Annotated in this window: 14 protein-coding genes; 11 read left to right on the top strand and 3 right to left on the bottom strand. The window is 70.5% G+C overall.

Annotation, left to right across the window (positions count from 1 at the left end; translation table 11 throughout):
- Window positions 1-31: 31 nt before the first annotated feature.
- Window positions 32-1,663, bottom strand: a complete 1,632-nt coding sequence (locus tag AC5DRG_RS21840; protein ID WP_491812274.1) for a penicillin-binding transpeptidase domain-containing protein — start codon at window positions 1,661-1,663, stop codon at window positions 32-34.
- 243 nt (window positions 1,664-1,906) lie between these two features.
- Between AC5DRG_RS21840 and AC5DRG_RS21835 the strand changes: the two genes are divergently transcribed.
- Window positions 1,907-2,197 carry a hypothetical protein gene (locus AC5DRG_RS21835; RefSeq protein WP_491812273.1) on the top strand — a complete coding sequence of 97 codons (291 nt, stop codon included), beginning with the start codon at window positions 1,907-1,909 and terminating at the stop codon, window positions 2,195-2,197.
- Between the two features lie 63 nt (window positions 2,198-2,260).
- Here AC5DRG_RS21835 and AC5DRG_RS21830 read toward each other — a convergent pair whose 3' ends face one another.
- Complete coding sequence (locus AC5DRG_RS21830) at window positions 2,261-4,009, bottom strand: dolichyl-phosphate-mannose--protein mannosyltransferase (protein WP_491812272.1); 1,749 nt, start codon at window positions 4,007-4,009, stop codon at window positions 2,261-2,263.
- Between the two features lie 96 nt (window positions 4,010-4,105).
- Here AC5DRG_RS21830 and rsmI point away from each other — a divergent pair, with 96 nt between their 5' ends.
- The 9 genes from rsmI (at window position 4,106) to AC5DRG_RS21785 (ending at window position 14,639) form a co-directional block, all read left to right on the top strand.
- Entirely contained in the window at window positions 4,106-4,963 is an 858-nt protein-coding gene (rsmI, locus tag AC5DRG_RS21825) for a 16S rRNA (cytidine(1402)-2'-O)-methyltransferase (protein ID WP_491812271.1), read from the top strand.
- Window positions 4,964-5,234: 271 nt separating this feature from the next.
- Window positions 5,235-5,672, top strand: coding sequence for a hypothetical protein (locus AC5DRG_RS21820; protein WP_491812270.1), 438 nt, complete (start codon window positions 5,235-5,237; stop codon window positions 5,670-5,672).
- Window positions 5,673-5,906: 234 nt separating this feature from the next.
- A complete protein-coding gene (locus AC5DRG_RS21815; RefSeq protein ID WP_491812269.1) occupies window positions 5,907-6,785 on the top strand; it encodes a TatD family hydrolase in 879 nt (292 codons plus the stop codon).
- Between the two features lie 120 nt (window positions 6,786-6,905).
- Window positions 6,906-8,264, top strand: coding sequence for a resuscitation-promoting factor (locus tag AC5DRG_RS21810; protein ID WP_491812268.1), 1,359 nt, complete (start codon window positions 6,906-6,908; stop codon window positions 8,262-8,264).
- A 154-nt stretch (window positions 8,265-8,418) separates the two neighbouring features.
- On the top strand, window positions 8,419-9,306 hold the full coding sequence (gene rsmA, locus AC5DRG_RS21805) for a 16S rRNA (adenine(1518)-N(6)/adenine(1519)-N(6))-dimethyltransferase RsmA (protein WP_491812267.1): 888 nt from the start codon (window positions 8,419-8,421) through the stop codon (window positions 9,304-9,306).
- Entirely contained in the window at window positions 9,307-10,203 is an 897-nt protein-coding gene (locus tag AC5DRG_RS21800) for a 4-(cytidine 5'-diphospho)-2-C-methyl-D-erythritol kinase (protein WP_491812266.1), read from the top strand.
- A 295-nt stretch (window positions 10,204-10,498) separates the two neighbouring features.
- Window positions 10,499-11,545, top strand: coding sequence for an N-acetylmuramoyl-L-alanine amidase (locus tag AC5DRG_RS21795; RefSeq protein WP_491813116.1), 1,047 nt, complete (start codon window positions 10,499-10,501; stop codon window positions 11,543-11,545).
- Window positions 11,546-11,790: 245 nt separating this feature from the next.
- Entirely contained in the window at window positions 11,791-12,570 is a 780-nt protein-coding gene (locus AC5DRG_RS21790) for an MHYT domain-containing protein (RefSeq protein ID WP_491812265.1), read from the top strand.
- Window positions 12,571-12,674: 104 nt separating this feature from the next.
- Entirely contained in the window at window positions 12,675-14,639 is a 1,965-nt protein-coding gene (locus AC5DRG_RS21785; protein WP_491812263.1) for a sensor histidine kinase, read from the top strand.
- A gap of 109 nt (window positions 14,640-14,748) precedes the next feature.
- Here the strand turns inward: AC5DRG_RS21785 and AC5DRG_RS21780 are convergent, their stop codons facing one another.
- The gene (locus AC5DRG_RS21780) at window positions 14,749-16,347 is read right to left on the bottom strand and encodes a S8 family peptidase (protein ID WP_491812262.1); all 1,599 of its coding nucleotides are present in this window, start codon (window positions 16,345-16,347) and stop codon (window positions 14,749-14,751) included.
- Window positions 16,348-16,610: 263 nt separating this feature from the next.
- On the opposite strand from AC5DRG_RS21780, the gene AC5DRG_RS21775 reads away from it, so the two are divergent.
- Entirely contained in the window at window positions 16,611-18,413 is a 1,803-nt protein-coding gene (locus AC5DRG_RS21775; protein WP_491812261.1) for an ABC-F family ATP-binding cassette domain-containing protein, read from the top strand.
- Window positions 18,414-18,474 lie beyond the last annotated feature (61 nt).

Raw genomic sequence — 18,474 nt, 5'->3', positions numbered from 1 at the left:
CACCCTAGAGTCCCGCCCTGTGGGGGTGAGTTCAGCCACCAGTTCGTAGCACGGCTGCGACAATCGGCCCGGCCGCGTCCACGCCGTGACCGCCGCCCTGGGCCATGGCCGCGGCGGCGATGTCGTCGCGGTAGCCGGTGAACCAGCTGTTGGACTTGCCCTCGCCGTCGACCTCGGCGGAACCGGTCTTCGCGCCGAAACTGCTGCCGCCGACGCCCGCCATCACGCCCGCCGCGGTGCCGCTGGTGGCGGTGCGGTTCATCATCGCGCGCAGCTGGGCGACCGTGTCACTGGACAGTCCCCGCGCCTTGGCGATCTCGCGGTCGTCGAGGTCGGGCGAGACGAGGACCGGCTGCCGGAAGGTGCCCGTGATCGCGGTCGCCGTCACCGAGGCCATGTTCAGCGGGTTCATCTGGACCTGGCCCTGGCCGATCATGTTGGCCGCGGTGTCCGGGCCGCCGGAGGCGGGGACCGAGCCGTCGAAGGACGGGATGCCGGTCTTCCAGTTGTCCCGGCCGAGCCCGAAGCGGTCCTCGGCCTCCTTGGTCAGCGAGTCCACCTTGACCGAGTCCGCGAACTTCACGAACGCCGTGTTGCAGGAACGCGCGAAGCTCTCGGAGAGGGTCGCGTTCAGGTTCTCCTTCATGCCCTTGATGTTCTGGAAGGTCTGGCTCTGCCAGGCCGCCGTGTCGGGGCAGGGCGCCGGCCCGTTCGCGGTGGTGAGGCCGGTGTCGATGAGAGTCGCGGCACTGATGATCTTCATCGTCGAACCGGGCGCCAGCGTCCCCTGGAACGCGGCGTTGAACCCGTCCTCACGGTGGTTCGCCACCGCCAGCACCTCACCGGTGCTCGGCTTGACGGCCACCACGGACGAGTCGGCGTACTTCTTCACCTGGGTCTCGGCCGCCGCCTGAGCGCTCGCGCTCAGCGACGTCTCCAGCGTGCCCGCCTTGCCCTTGGCGAGGGTCAGCAGCGGGGTGTCGGCGGCACCGTCGGCGACATGCCGGATCGCGAGCTCGACGCCGGGCGTACCGCCCGCCTGCTCCCCGTACTTGGCGCGCAGTTCGTCGAGGATCGGCCCGAGCGAGGGGTACTTCTCCTTCGCCAGCACGGCACCGTTGCGGTCCACGGCCTCGATCTCCGGGCTCGCCGACTGCCCCGTGACGAGTAGATCGTCCTTCTTGAGCTCGGGGTGGACGACGGACGCCTCCCAGTCGACCAGGGCCTTTCCGGTGGTGAGTCCGCGCACGACGGTCAGCTCGCTCTTGTACGACAGCGGCTTGGAGTCGCCCTGGTACGACACCTTCGCCTGCACCGTGAAGGGCACGGTGTCACCGGTCGTCGTACCGGGCGTGATCTTCACGTCGGTGATGTACGCGTCATCGCTGTAGGAGGTCAGCAGGGTCTCGGCCGCCGCGTTGTTGTTCGTGAGCGCCGCCGCCTGCGCCGCCAGCCCCTTCTCCCAGGCCGCGAAGAACTTCGTACTCGTCTCCTTGACCTCGGAACCGCTCGGCGGCCCGGACTTCACGGGCGCCGGTCCGCTCGCCCCCGAACCCCCGTCGCCGTTCAGCGCGGACACGATGTTGAAGGCCCCGTACCCGGCCCCACCCACCATCACGGCGAACACACTGCCGATGACGGTGACCTTTACCCCCTTGCGCATGGCGCGTCCCCTCCCCGTTTCGGTCCTCGCACTGTATGTGGCGTGAGAGGCACCTGTGAGGGGGGTTTCCGTTGTTCGACAGAAGAAAGATCGGTCGATAAGCCGGCAAAGGGTGCTCTACGGGCGAGGGTTGGGGCCGTTGGGCCCTTGATGGAAGCTACCCCTCCGCAGATCCTCCCGTTGTCAACCAACGCTGGACCTCGGGGGATTGGGATGCAGTGCCCGAAATGTAACTCCGTCAACGTGCAGCAGCTGCGCGGCTACTGGCAGGACCTCCCTGCCGAGTCGCCGAACAAGAAGAATTTCGCGCCTCCGAACGAGGTGGACGTGCGGCAGTGGCTGGGGCTGCTGGTGATCGTGGCCGGAATCTGGGTGATGTCGACGGGCAGCCTGGGCTGGGGCCTGCTGCTGGCCCTGGGCGGTCTGCTGTGGGGTGCCTACATGGCGGCCCAGGTGCAGCGCTACCGGCTGTCGCTGGAGGAGTACAACGCCTCGCTGATATGCCTGGCCGGCTACCACACGTTCCCCAAGTAGCCGTGGACAGCGCGAAGGCGCCCCACCGAGGTGGGGCGCCTTCGCCGCCGGATCCGCGTTCCGCTAGATCCAGGTATCGAGCCACATTCTCGACCGCCAGTCGTCGTACGGGATCGACGTGCCCGTGTACAGCGGCCAGAAGTAGATGAAGTTCCAGGCGATCAGCAGGACCAGTACGCCCGCCCCCGTCGCGCCCGCCACGCGGCGGGTGTCCGTCGAGCCCGGTGGGCCGATGATCGAGCCGATCATCATGGCCACCGCCAGGCAGAGGAACGGCAGGAAGACGACCGCGTAGAACAGGAAGATCGTGCGCTCCTGGTACATGAACCAGGGCAGGTAGCCGGCCGCGATGCCGCAGGCGATCGCGCCCGCGCGCCAGTCGCGGCGGAACAGCCAGCGGTAGAGCACGTACATGATCGCGAAGCAGGCCGCCCACCACAGCAGCGGGGTGCCGATCGCGAGGACCTCGCGGGCGCACTTGCCGCCGGTGTCGGTGGGGCAGCCGTCCTTGCCGGGGGCGGGGGACTCGTAGAAGTACGAGACCGGGCGGCCCAGGACGATCCAGCTCCACGGGTTCGACTGGTACGTGTGCGGGGACGAGAGGCCGACGTGGAACTCGTAGACCTCGTGCTCGTAGTGCCACAGGCTGCGCACCCAGTCCGGGAGGAACGTCCAGTTGCCGCCCTTCCCGGCGCCCGCGGCCCAGTCGCGGAAGTAGCCGCCGGTGCCGTCGGCCGGGGAGAGGATCCAGCCGATCCAGGAGACGAAGTACGTGACGATCGCGACCGGGACCGTGGCCAGGAACGTGAGGCCCGTGTCGTACTTGAGGACCGCGAGGTACGGGTTCCGGGCGCCCGCGACCTTGCGCGAGCCGACGTCCCAGAGCAGGGCCATCAGGCAGAAGGCGGCGAGGATGTAGAGGGCGTTCCACTTCGTGCCGAGGGCCAGGCCCAGCATCAGGCCCGCCAGCCAGCGCCAGGGGCGCCAACCGAAGCGGGTGTGCTCCGCCGTGTACGCGTCCGGGCGGACCCGGCCGTCCGCGTCGGCGGGCAGCGCGGCCGCGAGTTTCTCGCGCACCCGGTCGCGGTCGACGACCAGACAGCCGAACGCGGCCAGCACGAAGAACATCAGCACGCCGTCGAGCAGCGAGGTGCGGCTCATCACGAAGTGCAGGCCGTCCACCGCCATCAGCGCGCCCGCCAGGCAGCCCAGGAACGTGGAACGGAACAGCCGGCGGCCGATCCGGCACAACAGCAGGACCGACAGCGTGCCCAGCACCGCCGTCATGAACCGCCAGCCGAACGGATTGAACCCGAACATCAGCTCGCCGAGCCCGATCATGTACTTGCCGACCGGCGGATGCACGACGTACGCCGCGTCCGCGGGGATCGACACATGTCCGCCGGTGGACAGGATCAGGTCGTTGGCGTTCTTGTCCCAGTTGACCTCGAAACCGCGGTGGACGAGCGCCCACGCGTCCTTCGCGTAGTACGTCTCGTCGAATATCACCGCCTTCGGGCTGCCCAGGTGGTAGAAGCGCATCACGCCCGCCATCAGCGTCACCAGCAGCGGACCACCCCAGCCCGACCAGCGGGTGAGGCGCTCGGCCAGCTCGTGCCGGATGCCGAGCGCCGCCCAGATACGGGGGCTCGGCTGGGCGTACGGCGGCACCAGCCGGTCGCGGACATCACTGTCGGGCCCCGCCGAATATCCGAAACGGCGCAGCCGCTGCTGCCACGACGGCCGTTGCTCTTGGGGGGCCTGGCCCTGGCGAGTGTCCGTGGAGTCCGTGGACGACGCTGTACTGGTCACCGCGCCATCGTAGGGAACGGCGCTGTGTGAGTCCCGTGCATGCCCCGTACCGGTCCGGATGCGTTCGGTTTGGGCGGCCCCTGGGAGGATGGGAGCGTGACTGGAACCCTCGTACTCGCAGGCACCCCCATCGGCGACACCGCGGACGCTCCGCCCCGGCTCGCCGAGGAGTTGGCCGGTGCCGACGTCGTCGCCGCCGAGGACACCCGACGGCTGCGCCGGCTGACCCAGGCGCTGGGCGTGACGCCCAAGGGGCGCGTGGTGTCGTACTTCGAGGGCAACGAGAGCGCCCGGACGCCCGAGCTGGTCGAGGAACTCCTCGGCGGCGCGCGCGTGCTGCTCGTCACGGACGCCGGGATGCCGTCCGTCTCCGACCCCGGATACCGGCTGGTCGCCGCGGCCGTCGAGAAGGACATCAAGGTGACGGCGGTGCCGGGCCCGTCCGCCGTGCTCACCGCGCTCGCCCTGTCCGGGCTGCCCGTCGACCGGTTCTGCTTCGAGGGGTTCCTGCCCAGGAAGGCCGGCGAACGGCTGTCGCGGCTGCGGGAGGTGGCCGAGGAGCGGCGCACGCTTGTCTACTTCGAGGCCCCGCACCGGCTCGACGACACCCTCGCCGCGATGGCCGAGGTCTTCGGCGCCGAGCGGCGGGCCGCCGTCTGCCGGGAGCTGACCAAGACGTACGAGGAGGTCAAGCGCGGTCCGCTCGCCGAGCTGGCCGCGTGGGCCGCGGAGGGCGTACGGGGTGAGATCACCGTCGTCGTCGAGGGCGCCCCGGAGAAGAGCGGCGAGGAACTCGACGCCACCGAACTGGTCCGGCGTGTGCGGGTGCGCGAGGAGGCGGGGGAGCGGCGCAAGGAGGCGATCGCGGCCGTGGCCGCCGACGCGGGGCTGCCCAAGCGGGAGGTTTTCGACGCCGTCGTGGCCGCGAAGAACGCGGGTCCCGCGGGGGCGTGAGCCGGGGGCGTGAAAGAGGGCGCGCGAGACGGCGCGCATGCCCTCTGAGCAGGGCGCATTTCGTTTGAGCGTGCGCCCTGTGCTGCGCCCCATGCGGGGGCAAAGGACCATGGTGAAAAGCAAAGCCCGGACCGGGTGAGCGAGGCGTTCCGGCAAGGGATCGCCAAATCGCCTCCAACACTCGACAGGGCTGATGCGTTCGCGCCGGTAGAAGCGTCCACTGGGTTGTGGGACACACCCGTCCTTTGTCCAGCGGACAAGAGGAGCTGGCATGAGTGAGATCGCAGGGCAGACCGGCCTCCGCGGCGCGGCTACCGCAGTCGTCAACGAGTCTTATTCCTTCGCCTGCATGCGTTGCGGGCACGGCTGGGAGCAGTCGTACGAGATCGAGCACCACAAGGACGCCGAGGGCCACGACTTCGTCATGTATGTGGCGAACGGCCGGGTCGTCCCGTCTCCGCTGAGCCGGCCCGAGTGCCAGAACTGCGACGGCCATGTCGTGCGCATCATGCGTGCCGGGCAGGTCTCGTCGGTACATGAGGCAGCGCTGCGCCGCCCGCCGGTCCAGGCACGGTCGGCCGAGGGGCAGTCGGAGACGGCAGCGGGCGAGGCCGAGACCGAGACCGGGCCGGAGGGGCTGCCCAAGGAGCACCACCACTGGCATCTGTCCGACCTCCTGCACCCCTTCCACCACCGCAAGGCGAGCTGATCCCGCTCGGCCGCTGGGGCCTGTCCGGCGGATCAGGTCGCAGGAAAGCTACGGCACTCCATAGACGCGGGCGAGCGGGGTGTGGTGCGTGCAGCTGCAAGGCGGAGGAGGGAGTCGAAGCGGAGCTTCGGCGACCGACGACAACGCGGCAGATGTGCGTGCCACACCCCGCGTCTGCGGCATGATCCGCCGGACAGGTCCCAGGCAGGCGTGCCCCTTTCGTAGGATCGGGGCATGCCTTCCTCCAGCGAGAAGAACGCGGCGCCGCCGCTCCCGGAGCCCCTCCAGGTGCCGGTCGCCGACTCCCACACCCACCTCGACATGCAGTCCGGCACGGTGGAGGAGGGTCTCGCCAAGGCCGCGTCGGTGGGTGTGGCGACGGTCGTGCAGGTGGGCTGCGACATACGGGGCTCGCAGTGGGCCGCCGAGACGGCCGCCGCGCACGACAGCGTTCACGCGACCGTCGCCCTGCACCCCAACGAAGCCCCCCGGATCGTCCACGGTGACCCCGACGGCTGGTCCCGGCAGGGCGCGCGGCAGCCCGGGGGCGCGGGGGCGCTCGAAGAGGCGCTCATCGAGATCGACCGCCTGGCCGCGCTCCCCCAGGTCAAGGGTGTCGGCGAGACCGGCCTCGACTACTTCCGCACCGGGCCCGAGGGCAAGGAGGCGCAGGAGCGCTCCTTCCGCGCCCACATCGAGATCGCCAAGCGGCACGGCAAGGCGCTCGTCATCCACGACCGCGACGCCCACGCGGACGTGCTGCGCGTCCTGAAGGAAGAGGGCGCCCCCGAACGGACCGTGTTCCACTGCTACTCCGGCGACGCCGACATGGCCGAGGTGTGCGCCGGCGCCGGCTACTACATGTCCTTCGCCGGGAACGTCACCTTCAAGAACGCCCAGCACCTCCGCGACGCCCTCGCCGTCGCCCCCCTGGAGCTGGTCCTCGTGGAGACCGACGCGCCCTTCCTGACGCCTGCGCCGTACCGCGGACGGCCCAACGCCCCGTATCTCATTCCGGTCACGGTGCGCGCGATGGCCGCCGTGCGCGGCATCGACGAGGACGCGCTGGCGACCGCCCTCGCGGCCAACACGGCACATGCCTTCGGCTACTGACGCATAATCTTTGCGACCGTGTGTAGTTGCGTCGCTTTGGAGAGTGACGGACCCTCCGCTAGGTTCTGGTGGCCCGATCCTGACCCCTCTGGCCTTCTGGACCTTCTGGAGCGTGTCGGCGTGAGCAGCAACTCGCAGTACGAGACGTACGAGCCACCGGCGTACGGCGCCTTCGATCCGCACGAGGCGGAGACGGTGGCGGCTGGGGTGTACGGGGCGTACGAGGACACGTACCGGCCGGCGTACGAGGCATACGAGGTGCCCGAGCCGTCGCTGCCGCGCCAGACGGGGAGTGTGTCGTCCGGAGGGGCGCAGGCGCCCGTTGCGCGCGCCGGGAGTGGACCGCGCCCCGCGCGTCGGCACAAGGCGCGCTACACCGAGCGCTCGGACTCCGCGATGCGCCGGCTGGTGCCCCAGGCGCTGGTCGTCGCGTTCCTCGCGGGCGGCACCACCGCCTTCGTCGCCAAGGACAAGGCGATCGAGCTGAGCGTCGACGGGAAGCCGCGCACGCTGCACACCTTCGCGGACGACGTCACCGAGCTGCTCGCGGAAGAGGGCGTACGCGTGGGCGCGCACGACGTGGTGGCGCCCGCCCCCGGCACGGCGCTCGGCAGCGGCGACGAGGTCGCGGTGCACTACGGGCGCCCCGTACGGCTCACGCTCGACGGTCAGCGGCGCGAGGTGTGGACGACGGCGCACACCGTGGAGGAGGCGCTCGATCAGCTGGGGGTGCGTGCGGAGGGCGCGTACCTGTCGGCTTCGCGCTCCCTGAAGATCGGGCGCGAGGGGCTCGCCCTGGACGTACGCACCGAACGCACGGTGACGATCATGGCGGACGGCCGGGCGCGCACCGTCCGCACGAACGCCGCGACCGTCGGCGAGGCCGTCGAGGAGGCGGGGGTCACCCTCCACGGACAGGACGCCACCTCCGTCGCGCAGGAGAGCTTCCCGCGCGACGGACAGACGATCACCGTGCTGCGGATCACCCGGACGAAGGAGGTCCGGGAGGAGCCGATCCCGTTCGAGGTGCGACGGACGGACGACCCCTCCCTGTTCCGGGGCACGGAGGTCGTCGAGCGGGCGGGGCAGGCCGGGATGCGCCGGGTCACGTACGCACTGCGAACCGTCAACGGGGTCAAGCAGAAGCCGCGCTGGGTGGAGTCCGAGCTGGTGCGCGAGCCACGGGCCCAGCTGGTGAAGGTGGGGACGAAGCCGCTCCCGACGTCGGTGCAGGGGGCCGACCACCTGAACTGGCAGGGGCTGGCGGCGTGCGAGTCCGGAGGCCGCCCCGGAGCGGTGGACCCGTCGGGAACGTACGGGGGCCTGTACCAGTTCGACACACGCACCTGGCATGGCCTCGGCGGCAGCGGCCGCCCGCAGGACGCACCGGCGGCGGAACAGACGTTCCGCGCGAAGAAGCTGTATGTGAGGCGGGGGGCGAGCCCTTGGCCGCATTGTGGGGTGCGGTTGTACGGGTGAGGGGGCTGCTCTTCGAGCTCGTGTTCTCAACCAGCCGAGTCGGGCCGTGGGTGGGCATAGGTCGGGGGTCTGGGGGCGGAGCCCCCAGCGAGGCCGGCCCCAACGCGGGGCAACCTGGGACGGCGCGCTCACTACCGCCCCGTACCCTGGACCAGTGAGTACCAGCCCCGCCCCCGACGCCCTCCTGGGCCCCGCCGACATCCGTGAGCTGGCGGCAGCCCTAGGCGTGCGGCCCACCAAACAGCGTGGCCAGAACTTCGTGATCGACGCGAACACGGTCCGCCGTATCGTCCGTACCGCAGGGGTACGCCCCGACGACGTGGTCGTAGAGGTAGGCCCGGGGCTCGGCTCGCTCACCCTCGCGCTGCTGGAGGCAGCGGACCGGGTCACGGCGGTCGAGATCGACGACGTACTGGCGAGCGCGCTGCCCGCGACCGTGGCCGCCCGGATGCCGGACCGCGCCGACCGGTTCGCGCTGGTGCACTCCGACGCGATGCACGTGACCGAGTTGCCGGGCCCCGCGCCGACCGCGCTGGTGGCGAACCTGCCGTACAACGTCGCCGTGCCCGTGCTGCTGCACATGCTCGACCACTTCCCGACGATCGAGCGCACGCTCGTGATGGTGCAGGCGGAGGTCGCCGACCGGCTCGCCGCGCCACCCGGTTCGAAGGTGTACGGCGTGCCGAGCGTGAAGGCGAACTGGTATGCCGAGGTGAAGCGGGCCGGTGCCATCGGGCGCAACGTCTTCTGGCCCGCGCCGAACGTCGACAGCGGGCTGGTCTCGCTCGTCCGGCGGACCGAGCCGATCAAGACCACCGCCTCCCGGCGCGAGGTCTTCGCGGTCGTGGACGCCGCCTTCGCCCAGCGGCGCAAGACCCTGCGGGCCGCGCTCGCCGGATGGGCGGGGTCGCCCGCGGCCGCCGAGAAGGTGCTGGTCGCCGCCGGGGTGTCGCCGCAGGCGCGGGGCGAGGCCCTGACCGTGGAGGAGTTCGCGCGTATCGCGGAGCACAAGGAGATCGCGGAACACAAGGAGTCCGAGTAAGTGAGCGTGACGGTTCGCGTCCCCGCCAAGGTCAACGTCCAGCTCGGTGTGGGCGCCGCCCGCCCCGACGGCTTCCATGATCTGGCCAACATCTTCCTCGCCGTAGGCCTGTTCGACGAGGTCACGGTCACGCCGGCCGACGAGCTGAGCGTCACCTGCGAGGGCCCGGACGCGGCCCAAGTGCCCCTGGACCGTACGAATCTGGCGGCGCGGGCGGCTCTCGCGCTGGCCGAGCGGTACGGCCTCGACGAACCGGCCGTGCACATCCACATCGCCAAGGACATCCCGGTGGCCGGCGGTATGGCGGGCGGCAGCGCGGACGGTGCGGGAGCGCTGGTGGCGTGCGACGCGTTGTGGGGGACGAGCGCCTCGCGCGACGAACTCCTCGACATCTGCGCCGAGTTGGGCAGCGATGTGCCGTTCAGCCTGGTGGGCGGGGCTGCGCTCGGTACCGGTCGGGGCGAGAAGCTCACCGCGCTGGAGACCGGCGGCACCTTCCACTGGGTGTTCGCGATGGCCGAGCGCGGCCTTTCGACCCCGGCCGTGTTCCGGGAGTTCGACCGGCTGGCGGAGGGCCTGGACATCCCCGAGCCCGTGGCCTCCGGGGAACTCCTGCACGCCCTCGCCAAGGGCGACCCGGACGCGCTCGCCGCCGCCGTCTCCAACGACCTCCAGCCCGCCGCCCTTTCCCTCTTCCCGGAGCTCGCCGACACCCTCGCCGCGGGCCGCGCCGCCGGTGCCCTCGCCGCGCTGGTCTCGGGTTCAGGCCCGACCACGGCGTTCCTCGCGCGCGACCCGGAGTCGGCGTCGAAGGTGGCGGAAGCGCTGCGGACGTCGGGGACCTGCCGCTCGGTCCGTACGGCGTCGGGGCCGGCGCCGGGCGCCATCGTGCTCTAAAGTTCTAAACCTTTTCCGAGCCTCATCCGGAACAGATCACTCCCATTTGTCCGACACGCACAGGGAATTCACGGTTCTTTGGCCTGCAGTGGTGCAGGTTGGGCGGAAGTGGTGAGTAGGGTCCTTTTACCTTCAAGCACTCGCCGTCGCAGGTCGCGGAGCGCGTACCGCACGGTGTCCCCCGAGTGACCCGAGTGAACAGCCCCCGGAAGGCCCCTCAGTGTCAACAACCCCCACACCCGAGCACTCCGACGTACCCTCCCACCGCCGTAAGCGCCCCCTCTCCCGGCGCGGCGTGATCGGCGCCGCGGGCGCGGTCGCCGCCGGCGCCGCCCTCACTCCGGTGGTCTTCGCGGCCACCGAATCGGACTCCACCGCGGATTCCAACTCCGGCACCGAGCCCCAGAAGTTCCCCGCCACCCGTACCGAGGCCGCCACCGGCACCACCGCCACCAGCACCGCCTTCGCCATCTCGTACGTCGGTGTCCGCTGGACCGGCGACGCCGACGGCGCCGGGATCCGGTTCGCGGACGGCAAGTGGCAGGAGCTGAGCGGCGGTTGCGCGACCGTCGAGGGCGGCGGCACGGCGCTGGTCGCGGCGGGGGACGCCACCGCGTACGAGCTGAAGGCGCCGGCCGGGGCCGACGCGAGCGGCGTGCGTTCGCTGGCGATCGACACGACCGGCGGGGCCGACAAGGCCTTCCAGGTGCCGACCGAGCCGACCCGGGTGCGTGGCGTGCGGTACCTGTCGCGGCCGGCGTGGGGTGCCGACGAGTCGAAGCGGTACAAGGACGGGCAGGTCAACTCGCCCGAGGTGTACTACCCGTTGCAGACGATCACCGTGCACCACACGGACACCCCGAACGCCGATCCCGACCCGGCGTCGACCGTGCGCGGCATCTACGAGTACCACGCGGTCACCCTCGACTGGGGCGACATCGGCTACCACTTCCTCATCGACGAGGCCGGCACCGTCTACGAGGGCCGCTACTCCGGCGACGACGGCATCCCGGCCTTCGACAAGGACGGCAAGCTCGTCACCGCGTTCCACACGGCGGGCTTCAACTCCGGCAACCTCGGCATCGCGCTCCTCGGCACGCTGACCGGGCAGCCGCCGACGGACGCGGCCAAGGCCTCGCTGATCCGCCTGATCAAGGTCATCGCCCGCTTCAAGGGCCTGGACCCGCAGGCGCAGGTCACCTTCGTCAATCCGGTCAACGGCGTGACGAAGGACGTCAACACGGTCAGCGGCCACCGCGACTGGCTGCAGACGGAATGCCCGGGCCAGACGATGTACGACCTCCTCACCGAGGTCCGCGCGGCAGCTGCCGCAACTGGCTGATTCACAACGGTGTCGAGAGGCCGGCGAAAGTCGGCCTCTCTCGTATGAACCTGCACAAATATGCAGGTCAATTGTTACCTACGTCACCGCAATCTAATGTTCGCCATTCCGCCCCATGGTCCCTTTCGCGCCATCTGGCACATGGGAACGGGTGGCATGATCGGCCGTCCCCGGTCTTCTGTTACCGGCGGTACTTCCTGGACGCGGCCCCCTGTCCGCGCCTCGGGCGAGAGGAACTTCCCCCCATGGGCCACATGGATCACTTCAGTGCCGGATGGGTCACCCCCGTCCTTTCCTATGTCATGGCAGTCGTGGGCTCGGCGCTCGGACTGCGCTGCACCGTAAGGGCGTTGGAGGCGGACGGAGCCTCCAAGCGCAACTGGCTGGTGCTGGCCTCCCTCGCCATCGGCTCCGGCATCTGGACCATGCACTTCGTTGCGATGCTCGGCTTCAGCGTCGACGGCTCCCCGATCCGCTACGACGTCCCGCTGACCATCCTCAGCCTGCTGATCGCCGTCGCGGTGGTCGCGGCCGGCATCTTCACCGCCGGTTACGGACGCTCGCGCGTGACGTCCGTCGTACTCGCCGGACTCGGCACCGGACTTGGCGTCGCCGCCATGCACTACACGGGCATGGCCGCGCTCAACCTGCACGGTCAGGTCGACTACGACCCGGCCATGGTCATCGCCTCCGTCGTGATCGCGATCGTCGCCGCGACCGCCGCGCTCACCCTCACGCTCATCGTCCGCGGACCCGTGCTGGCCAGCATCGCCGCGCTCGTCATGGGGCTCGCGGTGGTCAGCATGCACTACACCGCGATGTACGCCGTGAGCATCTCCCTCGACCCCAGCAGCGCGGCCCTGCCCGGCGCCACCGCCACGGAGTTCATCTTCCCGCTCGCCGTGGTGCTCGGTTCGTTCCTCTTCCTGGCCGCCGCGTACGTCGCTCTGTCCCCGACCGGCAAGCGCGAGGAGTCGGCCGCCGCAGCCGAACTCCTGCGCCAGGTCGAGCTCGCCACGGCCTGATCCATCCCCTCCATCCCCTCCATCCGCTCCACTGTCTCCGCCGAACCCCCCACCCCCGCTGTCCCCCTGAACTCCCCCTGCTCTCCCCCTGAACGAGGTCCCCCATGCGAGTCCTCCGTGCAACAGGCCGGCTGCGACCCAGATCGGTCAGAGCGAAGATCGTCGCCCTGCTCATGCTCCCCATCGTGTCCCTGATGGCACTGTGGGGCTTTGCCGCAGTCACCACCGCGTCCAGCATCGGCGACACGGAGCGTGCCAAGGACGTCAACGCCGAACTCCTCACCCCGGTCGGCGACTTCGTGACCGCGCTGCAGGCCGAGCGGACCGCCGTACTGCGCCACGCGAGCGCGCCGGACGCCTACACGAAGGCCAGGTCGGCCACCGACAAGGCCACTTCCGCACTCCTCGACGGCGTCAACGCCTCCAGCTCGGACGCCGCACTCCTCAACGCGAGTCTGCCGGGGCGCATCGACCGGCTGGAGGCCGACGCCGGTGCGCTGAGCGCCCTGCGCTCCGAGGCGACGGCCAAGGGCGCGGCGCCCGCGACCGTGTTCACGCAGTACTCCACGATCGTCGAGCACGGCTTCGCGGTCACCGGCGCGCTCACCGGCGACAAGACCACCGACGCCGCCTCCGAGGCCCGCGTGGTCCTCGAACTGGCCCGCGCCCGCGAGGCGGTGGCCCAGGAGCAGGCGCTGCTCGACGCCGCCCAGGCGGGCGGCCAGCTCACCCAGGCGCAGTACGCGCTGTTCGTCGGCGCCGTCGCCACCCAGCGCGAGCTGCTCACCCCGGCGGTCGCCGACCTGAAGGCCACGCACCGGGCGGCGTACCAGGAGGTCCTGGACAGCGACGAGTTCGCGAGCATGCGGGCCGTCGAGAACCGGGTGCAGAGCGCGGGCCCCGGGGCGTCGGCGGTGTCGGCGGGCTTCCTCAAGGACTGGGACGCGGCCGTGGACAGCGTGTTCGCGGGCATGACCAAGGCCGAGACGCGCGCCGGTACGGGCGCCACCGCCAAGGCCGATCCGTTCGGCTGGGACACGTTGGGCGCCTCGGGCGTAGCGGTGGTCCTCGGCCTGGTAGGCGTACTGCTGTCTCTTCTGGTCTCGGTGCTCGTCGGCCGAGGCCTGATCGTCGAACTCCTCGACCTGCGCAACTCCGCCCTTGAGGTGGCCGGCCGCCGCCTCCCGCAGGCCATGCGCAAGCTGCACGCCGGTCAGGGCGTCGACATCGACGCCGAGGCCCCCATGCGACGCCTGGTCGGTGACGAGCTGGCCCAGGTGGGCACGGCCCTGACCGCCGTCCAGCGGGCCGCGCTGAAGGCGGCCTCCGAGCGGGCCGAGCTGCTCAGCGGCATCTCCGGGGTGTACGTCAGCCTCGCGCGCCGCAGCCAGGTGCTGCTCCACCGCCAGCTGGACCTGCTCGACACCATGGAGCGGCGCCAGCAGGACGAGGCCGAGCTGAGCGACCTGTACCGCGTCGACTACCTCGCGACCCGGATGCGCCGCCACTCCGAGAGCCTGCTCATCCTGTCCGGGATCGCGCCGGGCCGTGGCTGGCGGGACCCGATCCCGCTGTCGGACATCCTGCGTGCCGCCGTCGCCGAGGTCGAGAACACCACGCGCGTCCAGATCTGGGCGGTGCCGCGTGTCTCCGTGGCGGGCGGCTCGGTCGCCGACGTCATCCACCTCCTCGCCGAACTCGTCGAGAACGCCACCTCCTTCTCGCCGCCCAGCACCCAGGTGCAGCTGCGGGCCGCGCGGATGCGGGACGGCGGTGTGCTCATCGAGGTCGAGGACAGCGGCTTCGGCATGAACGAGGACGCGATGGCCGACGCCAACAGCAAGATCCAGTCCGAGAAGGTCGACCTCCTCGACGCCAAGCAGATCGGCCTGTTCGTGGTGAACCGGCTGCGCGAGCGGCAGGGCCTGCGCGTGGAACTCCGCTCGTCGGCGAACGGCGGCGTCACGGCAGCGGTCCTCATACCGGAGATCCTGGTCCAGGACGACATGCCGGGCGCTTCCGGGGGCCGTGGGCTGGCTCCGGCGTCGGCGCTGATCCAGCGGGGTTAGTGACGCGCGTAGGAGATCGTTTAGAGGTCAGGGAACAGCGGTGCGCCCCGGGTGAGTTGCCCCCGGGGCGCACTTGCTTGTGAACGGAAGCCTCAGAGGTTCAGGGACCTCAGAAGGTGAGCTTCCAGCTGTTGATGTAGCCGGTGTCCGCGCTGTAGACGTCCTGGACCTTGAGCTGCCAGGTCCCGTTGACCGTCGTCTCGCTGGACGCGTCGACCGTGTAGGTGGCGTCGACGTTGTCCGTGGAGTCGGAGGAGCTGCTGCTCTTCAGACGGTAGGTCGAGCCGTCCGGGGCGACCAGGTCGATGACGAGGTCGCCGCGGTAGGTGTGGACGATGTTGACGTACACGGACAGGTCGCTGGGCGCGCTGCCGGTGATGCCGCTGACGGTGATCGGCGAGTAGACGGCCGAGCCAGCGTCCGGGATGGACACGTCGGTCGTCGACTCGAAGGCGGTGCCGGTGTCGCCGCCGTCGTCGTCCCCGTCACCGGCCGGGGTGACCTGGAGCAGCAGGTTGGGGCTGCCGGTGCCGACGCTGGTGAGCGTGCCGCTGGAGGCGGCCGAGGTCAGCGCGGTGGACACCTGGGCCGGCGTGGCGCTCGGGTTCTCGCCGAGGTAGACGGCCGCCGCGCCGACGACGTGCGGGGTCGCCATCGACGTACCGGAGAGGGTGGCGGTGGCGGAGTTGGAGGTGTTGTAGGACGACAGGATGCTCGATCCCGGCGCGAAGATGTCCAGGATGGAACCGTAGTTGGAGAAGGACGACCGGGCGTCGGCGCTGGTGGTGGCGCCCACGGTGATCGCGGTGGAGACGCGGGCCGGGGAGTACGAGGACGCGTTGGCGTTGTCGTTGCCCGCCGCGACGGCGTAAGTGACGCCCGCCGCGATGGAGTTGGCGACGGCGGTGTCGAGGGTGGTGTCCGCGCTGCCGCCGAGCGACATGTTGGCGACGGCCGGGAACACGGCGTTCTCGGTCACCCAGTCGATGCCGGCGACGACACCGGCGGTCGTGCCGGAGCCCTCGTCGTCGAGGACGCGCACGGCCACGATCTTGGCTGCCTTGGCCACGCCGTACGTGGTGCCCGCGATCGTGCCGGCGACGTGTGTGCCGTGCCCGTTGCCGTCGTCGGCGGTGGAGTCGTCGTCGACCGCGTCGTAGCCGTAGGAGGCGCGGCCGGAGAGCTCGGTGTGGGTGATGCGGACGCCGGTGTCGATGACGTACGCCGTCACGCCGCTGCCCGCGCTGGACGGGTAGGTGTAGGCGGAGTCGAGGGGCAGGTCGGCCTGGTCGATGCGGTCGAGGCCCCAAGTGGGGCTGGACTGCGTGTCGTTGAGGTGCACGGTCTTGTTCGTGGCGACCGAGGCGACGGCCGGGTCGGCGGCGAGCCGCTTGGCCTCGGTCTCGGTCATCTCGGTCGCGTACCCGTTCAGGGCGGCCGTGTAGGTCTGCTCGACCTCGGCGCCGTAGCGGGTGGCGAGCGCCTTGCCCTTGCTGGAGGCGGCGGTGTAGCCCGCGCTGTCCTTGAGGGTGACGATGTAACTGTCCTTGATGGCACCGGCGGCGTCGGCGCCGAGGATCACGCCTTCGGCGGGGGCCGCGGACGCGGGGGCGACGGTCGCGGTACCGACGGCGAGGACCGCGGCGGCGGAGACGAGAGCGGCGAGGGCACCGCGTCTGCGACGTGTGGGGGAGTGCGGACCGAACATGGGGAGGGTTCCCCTCTCGTGGAGTGGGCACGGGGGTGGAGCCGTGGGGGGTGGCGGTCCTGCGGGGATACCGTGGCGTCTTTGACGAGATCACGTCAATGAGGGGAATCCCTACGTCCGGGTAGGGGGTCGGAGCCTTGCAGCTCAGGCCTGCTGCATTCAGCCCGTCCGGCGTTTGAGGGGGGCGAGGAAAACGCGGCGGAGGGATCATCCGCCCGGCCGATTACCCTGGAGGGTCGAGCGACCCCCGCGTCAGGAGAGTAATGGCCGTCAATCTGGTCAATGTCGAGAACGTCAGCAAGGTGTACGGCACCCGTGCCCTCCTCGACGGCATCTCCCTCGGCGTCTCGGAAGGGGACCGCATCGGCGTCGTGGGCCGCAACGGCGACGGCAAGACCACCCTCATCCGCATGCTCGCCAAGCTGGAGGAAGCCGACACCGGCCGCGTCACCCACAACGGCGGCCTGCGCCTCGGCGTCCTCACCCAGCACGACTCCCTCGACCCGGCCGCCACGGTCCGCCACGAGGTCATCCGCGACATGGCCGACCACGAGTGGGCGGGCAACGCCAAGGTCAGGGACGTACTGACCGGCCTCTTCGGCGGCCTCGACCTCCCCGGCTTCCCCCAGGGCCTGGACACCGTCATCGGCCCCCTCTCCGGCGGCGAGCGCCGCCGTATCGCACTGGCCAAGCTGCTCATCGAGGACCAGGACCTGATCGTCCTCGACGAGCCGACCAACCACCTCGACGTCGAGGGCATCTCCTGGCTCGCCCGCCACCTGCGCGAGCGCCGCTCCGCGCTCGTCTGCGTCACCCACGACCGCTGGTTCCTCGACCAGGTCTGCACCCGCATGTGGGACGTGCAGAAGGGCGACGTCTACGAGTACGAGGGCGGCTACTCGGACTACGTCTTCGCCCGCGCCGAGCGCGAGCGCATCGCCGCCACCGAAGAGGTCAAGCGGCAGAACCTGGTCCGCAAGGAGCTCGCCTGGCTGCGCCGCGGCGCCCCGGCCCGTACATCCAAGCCCCGCTTCCGCGTCGAGGCCGCCAACGAGCTGATCGCGGACGTACCGCCGCCCCGGGACACCTCCGAGCTGATGAAGTTCGCCTCGTCCCGGCTCGGCAAGACGGTGTTCGACCTGGAGGACGTGACCGTCCAGGCCGGCCCCAAGGTGCTGCTCAAGCACGTGACCTGGCAGCTCGGCCCCGGCGACCGCGTCGGTCTCGTCGGCGTGAACGGCGCCGGCAAGACCTCCCTGCTGCGGGCCATGGCCGAGGCCGCCCGCAGCGAGGGCGAGACGCAGCCGGTCGCCGGCAAGGTCGTCGTCGGCAAGACGGTCAAGCTCGCCTACCTCTCCCAGGAGGTCGGCGAACTCGACCCGGAACTGCGGGTGTTGCAGGCGGTCCAGGCCGTCCGCGACCGCGTCGACCTCGGCAAGGGCCGCGAGATGACCGCCGGGCAGCTGTGCGAGACGTTCGGCTTCAACAAGGACAAGCAGTGGACGCCGGTCGGCGACCTGTCCGGCGGTGAGCGGCGCCGGCTCCAGATCCTGCGCCTCCTCATGGACGAGCCGAACGTCCTCTTCCTCGACGAGCCCACCAACGACCTGGACATCGAGACCCTGACCCAGCTGGAGGACCTCCTCGACGGCTGGCCCGGCTCGATGATCGTCATCTCCCACGACCGGTTCTTCGTCGAGCGCACGACGGACAACGTCTACGCCCTTCTCGGCGACGCCACTCTGCGGATGCTGCCGCGTGGAATCGACGAGTACCTGGAGCGGCGTCAGCGCATGGAGGCGGCGGTCGTGGCCGCGACCCCCGTGACGGTGAAGGCCGTTCCGGAGAAGAGCGCCGCCGACCAGCGCGCCGCCAAGAAGGAGCTCCAGAAGGTCGAGCGGCAGCTCGACAAGCTCAACGACCGGGAGACCAAACTGCACGCCCAGATCGCCGAGAACGCCACGGATTTCGCCAAGGTCGCCGAACTCGACGCCGAGCTGCGGGACTTGGCGGGCGAGCGCGACGAACTGGAGCTGCGTTGGCTGGAGTTGGCCGAGGACGCGTAAATCCCGTGCCGGGACACGCAGGCGCATAACGGCGGTATCACGGGCCGGTTCACCCTTGGGA

The organism is Streptomyces sp. JLBG701, assembly GCF_058544905.1.
Note: the sequence above shows the minus strand (reverse complement) of the source record. Positions and strands in the feature narration are given on the sequence as shown.

Bases quoted from the DNA above. Each gene is read 5' to 3' on its own strand.
- AC5DRG_RS21840 (WP_491812274.1), bottom strand. From the start codon at position 1,663: ATGCGCAAGGGGGTAAAGGTCACCGTCATCGGCAGTGTGTTCGCCGTG.
- AC5DRG_RS21820 (WP_491812270.1), top strand. From the start codon at position 5,235: ATGAGTGAGATCGCAGGGCAGACCGGCCTCCGCGGCGCGGCTACCGCA.
- AC5DRG_RS21815 (WP_491812269.1), top strand. From the start codon at position 5,907: ATGCCTTCCTCCAGCGAGAAGAACGCGGCGCCGCCGCTCCCGGAGCCC.
- AC5DRG_RS21790 (WP_491812265.1), top strand. From the start codon at position 11,791: ATGGGCCACATGGATCACTTCAGTGCCGGATGGGTCACCCCCGTCCTT.
- AC5DRG_RS21785 (WP_491812263.1), top strand. From the start codon at position 12,675: ATGCGAGTCCTCCGTGCAACAGGCCGGCTGCGACCCAGATCGGTCAGA.
- AC5DRG_RS21780 (WP_491812262.1), bottom strand. From the start codon at position 16,347: ATGTTCGGTCCGCACTCCCCCACACGTCGCAGACGCGGTGCCCTCGCC.
- AC5DRG_RS21775 (WP_491812261.1), top strand. From the start codon at position 16,611: ATGGCCGTCAATCTGGTCAATGTCGAGAACGTCAGCAAGGTGTACGGC.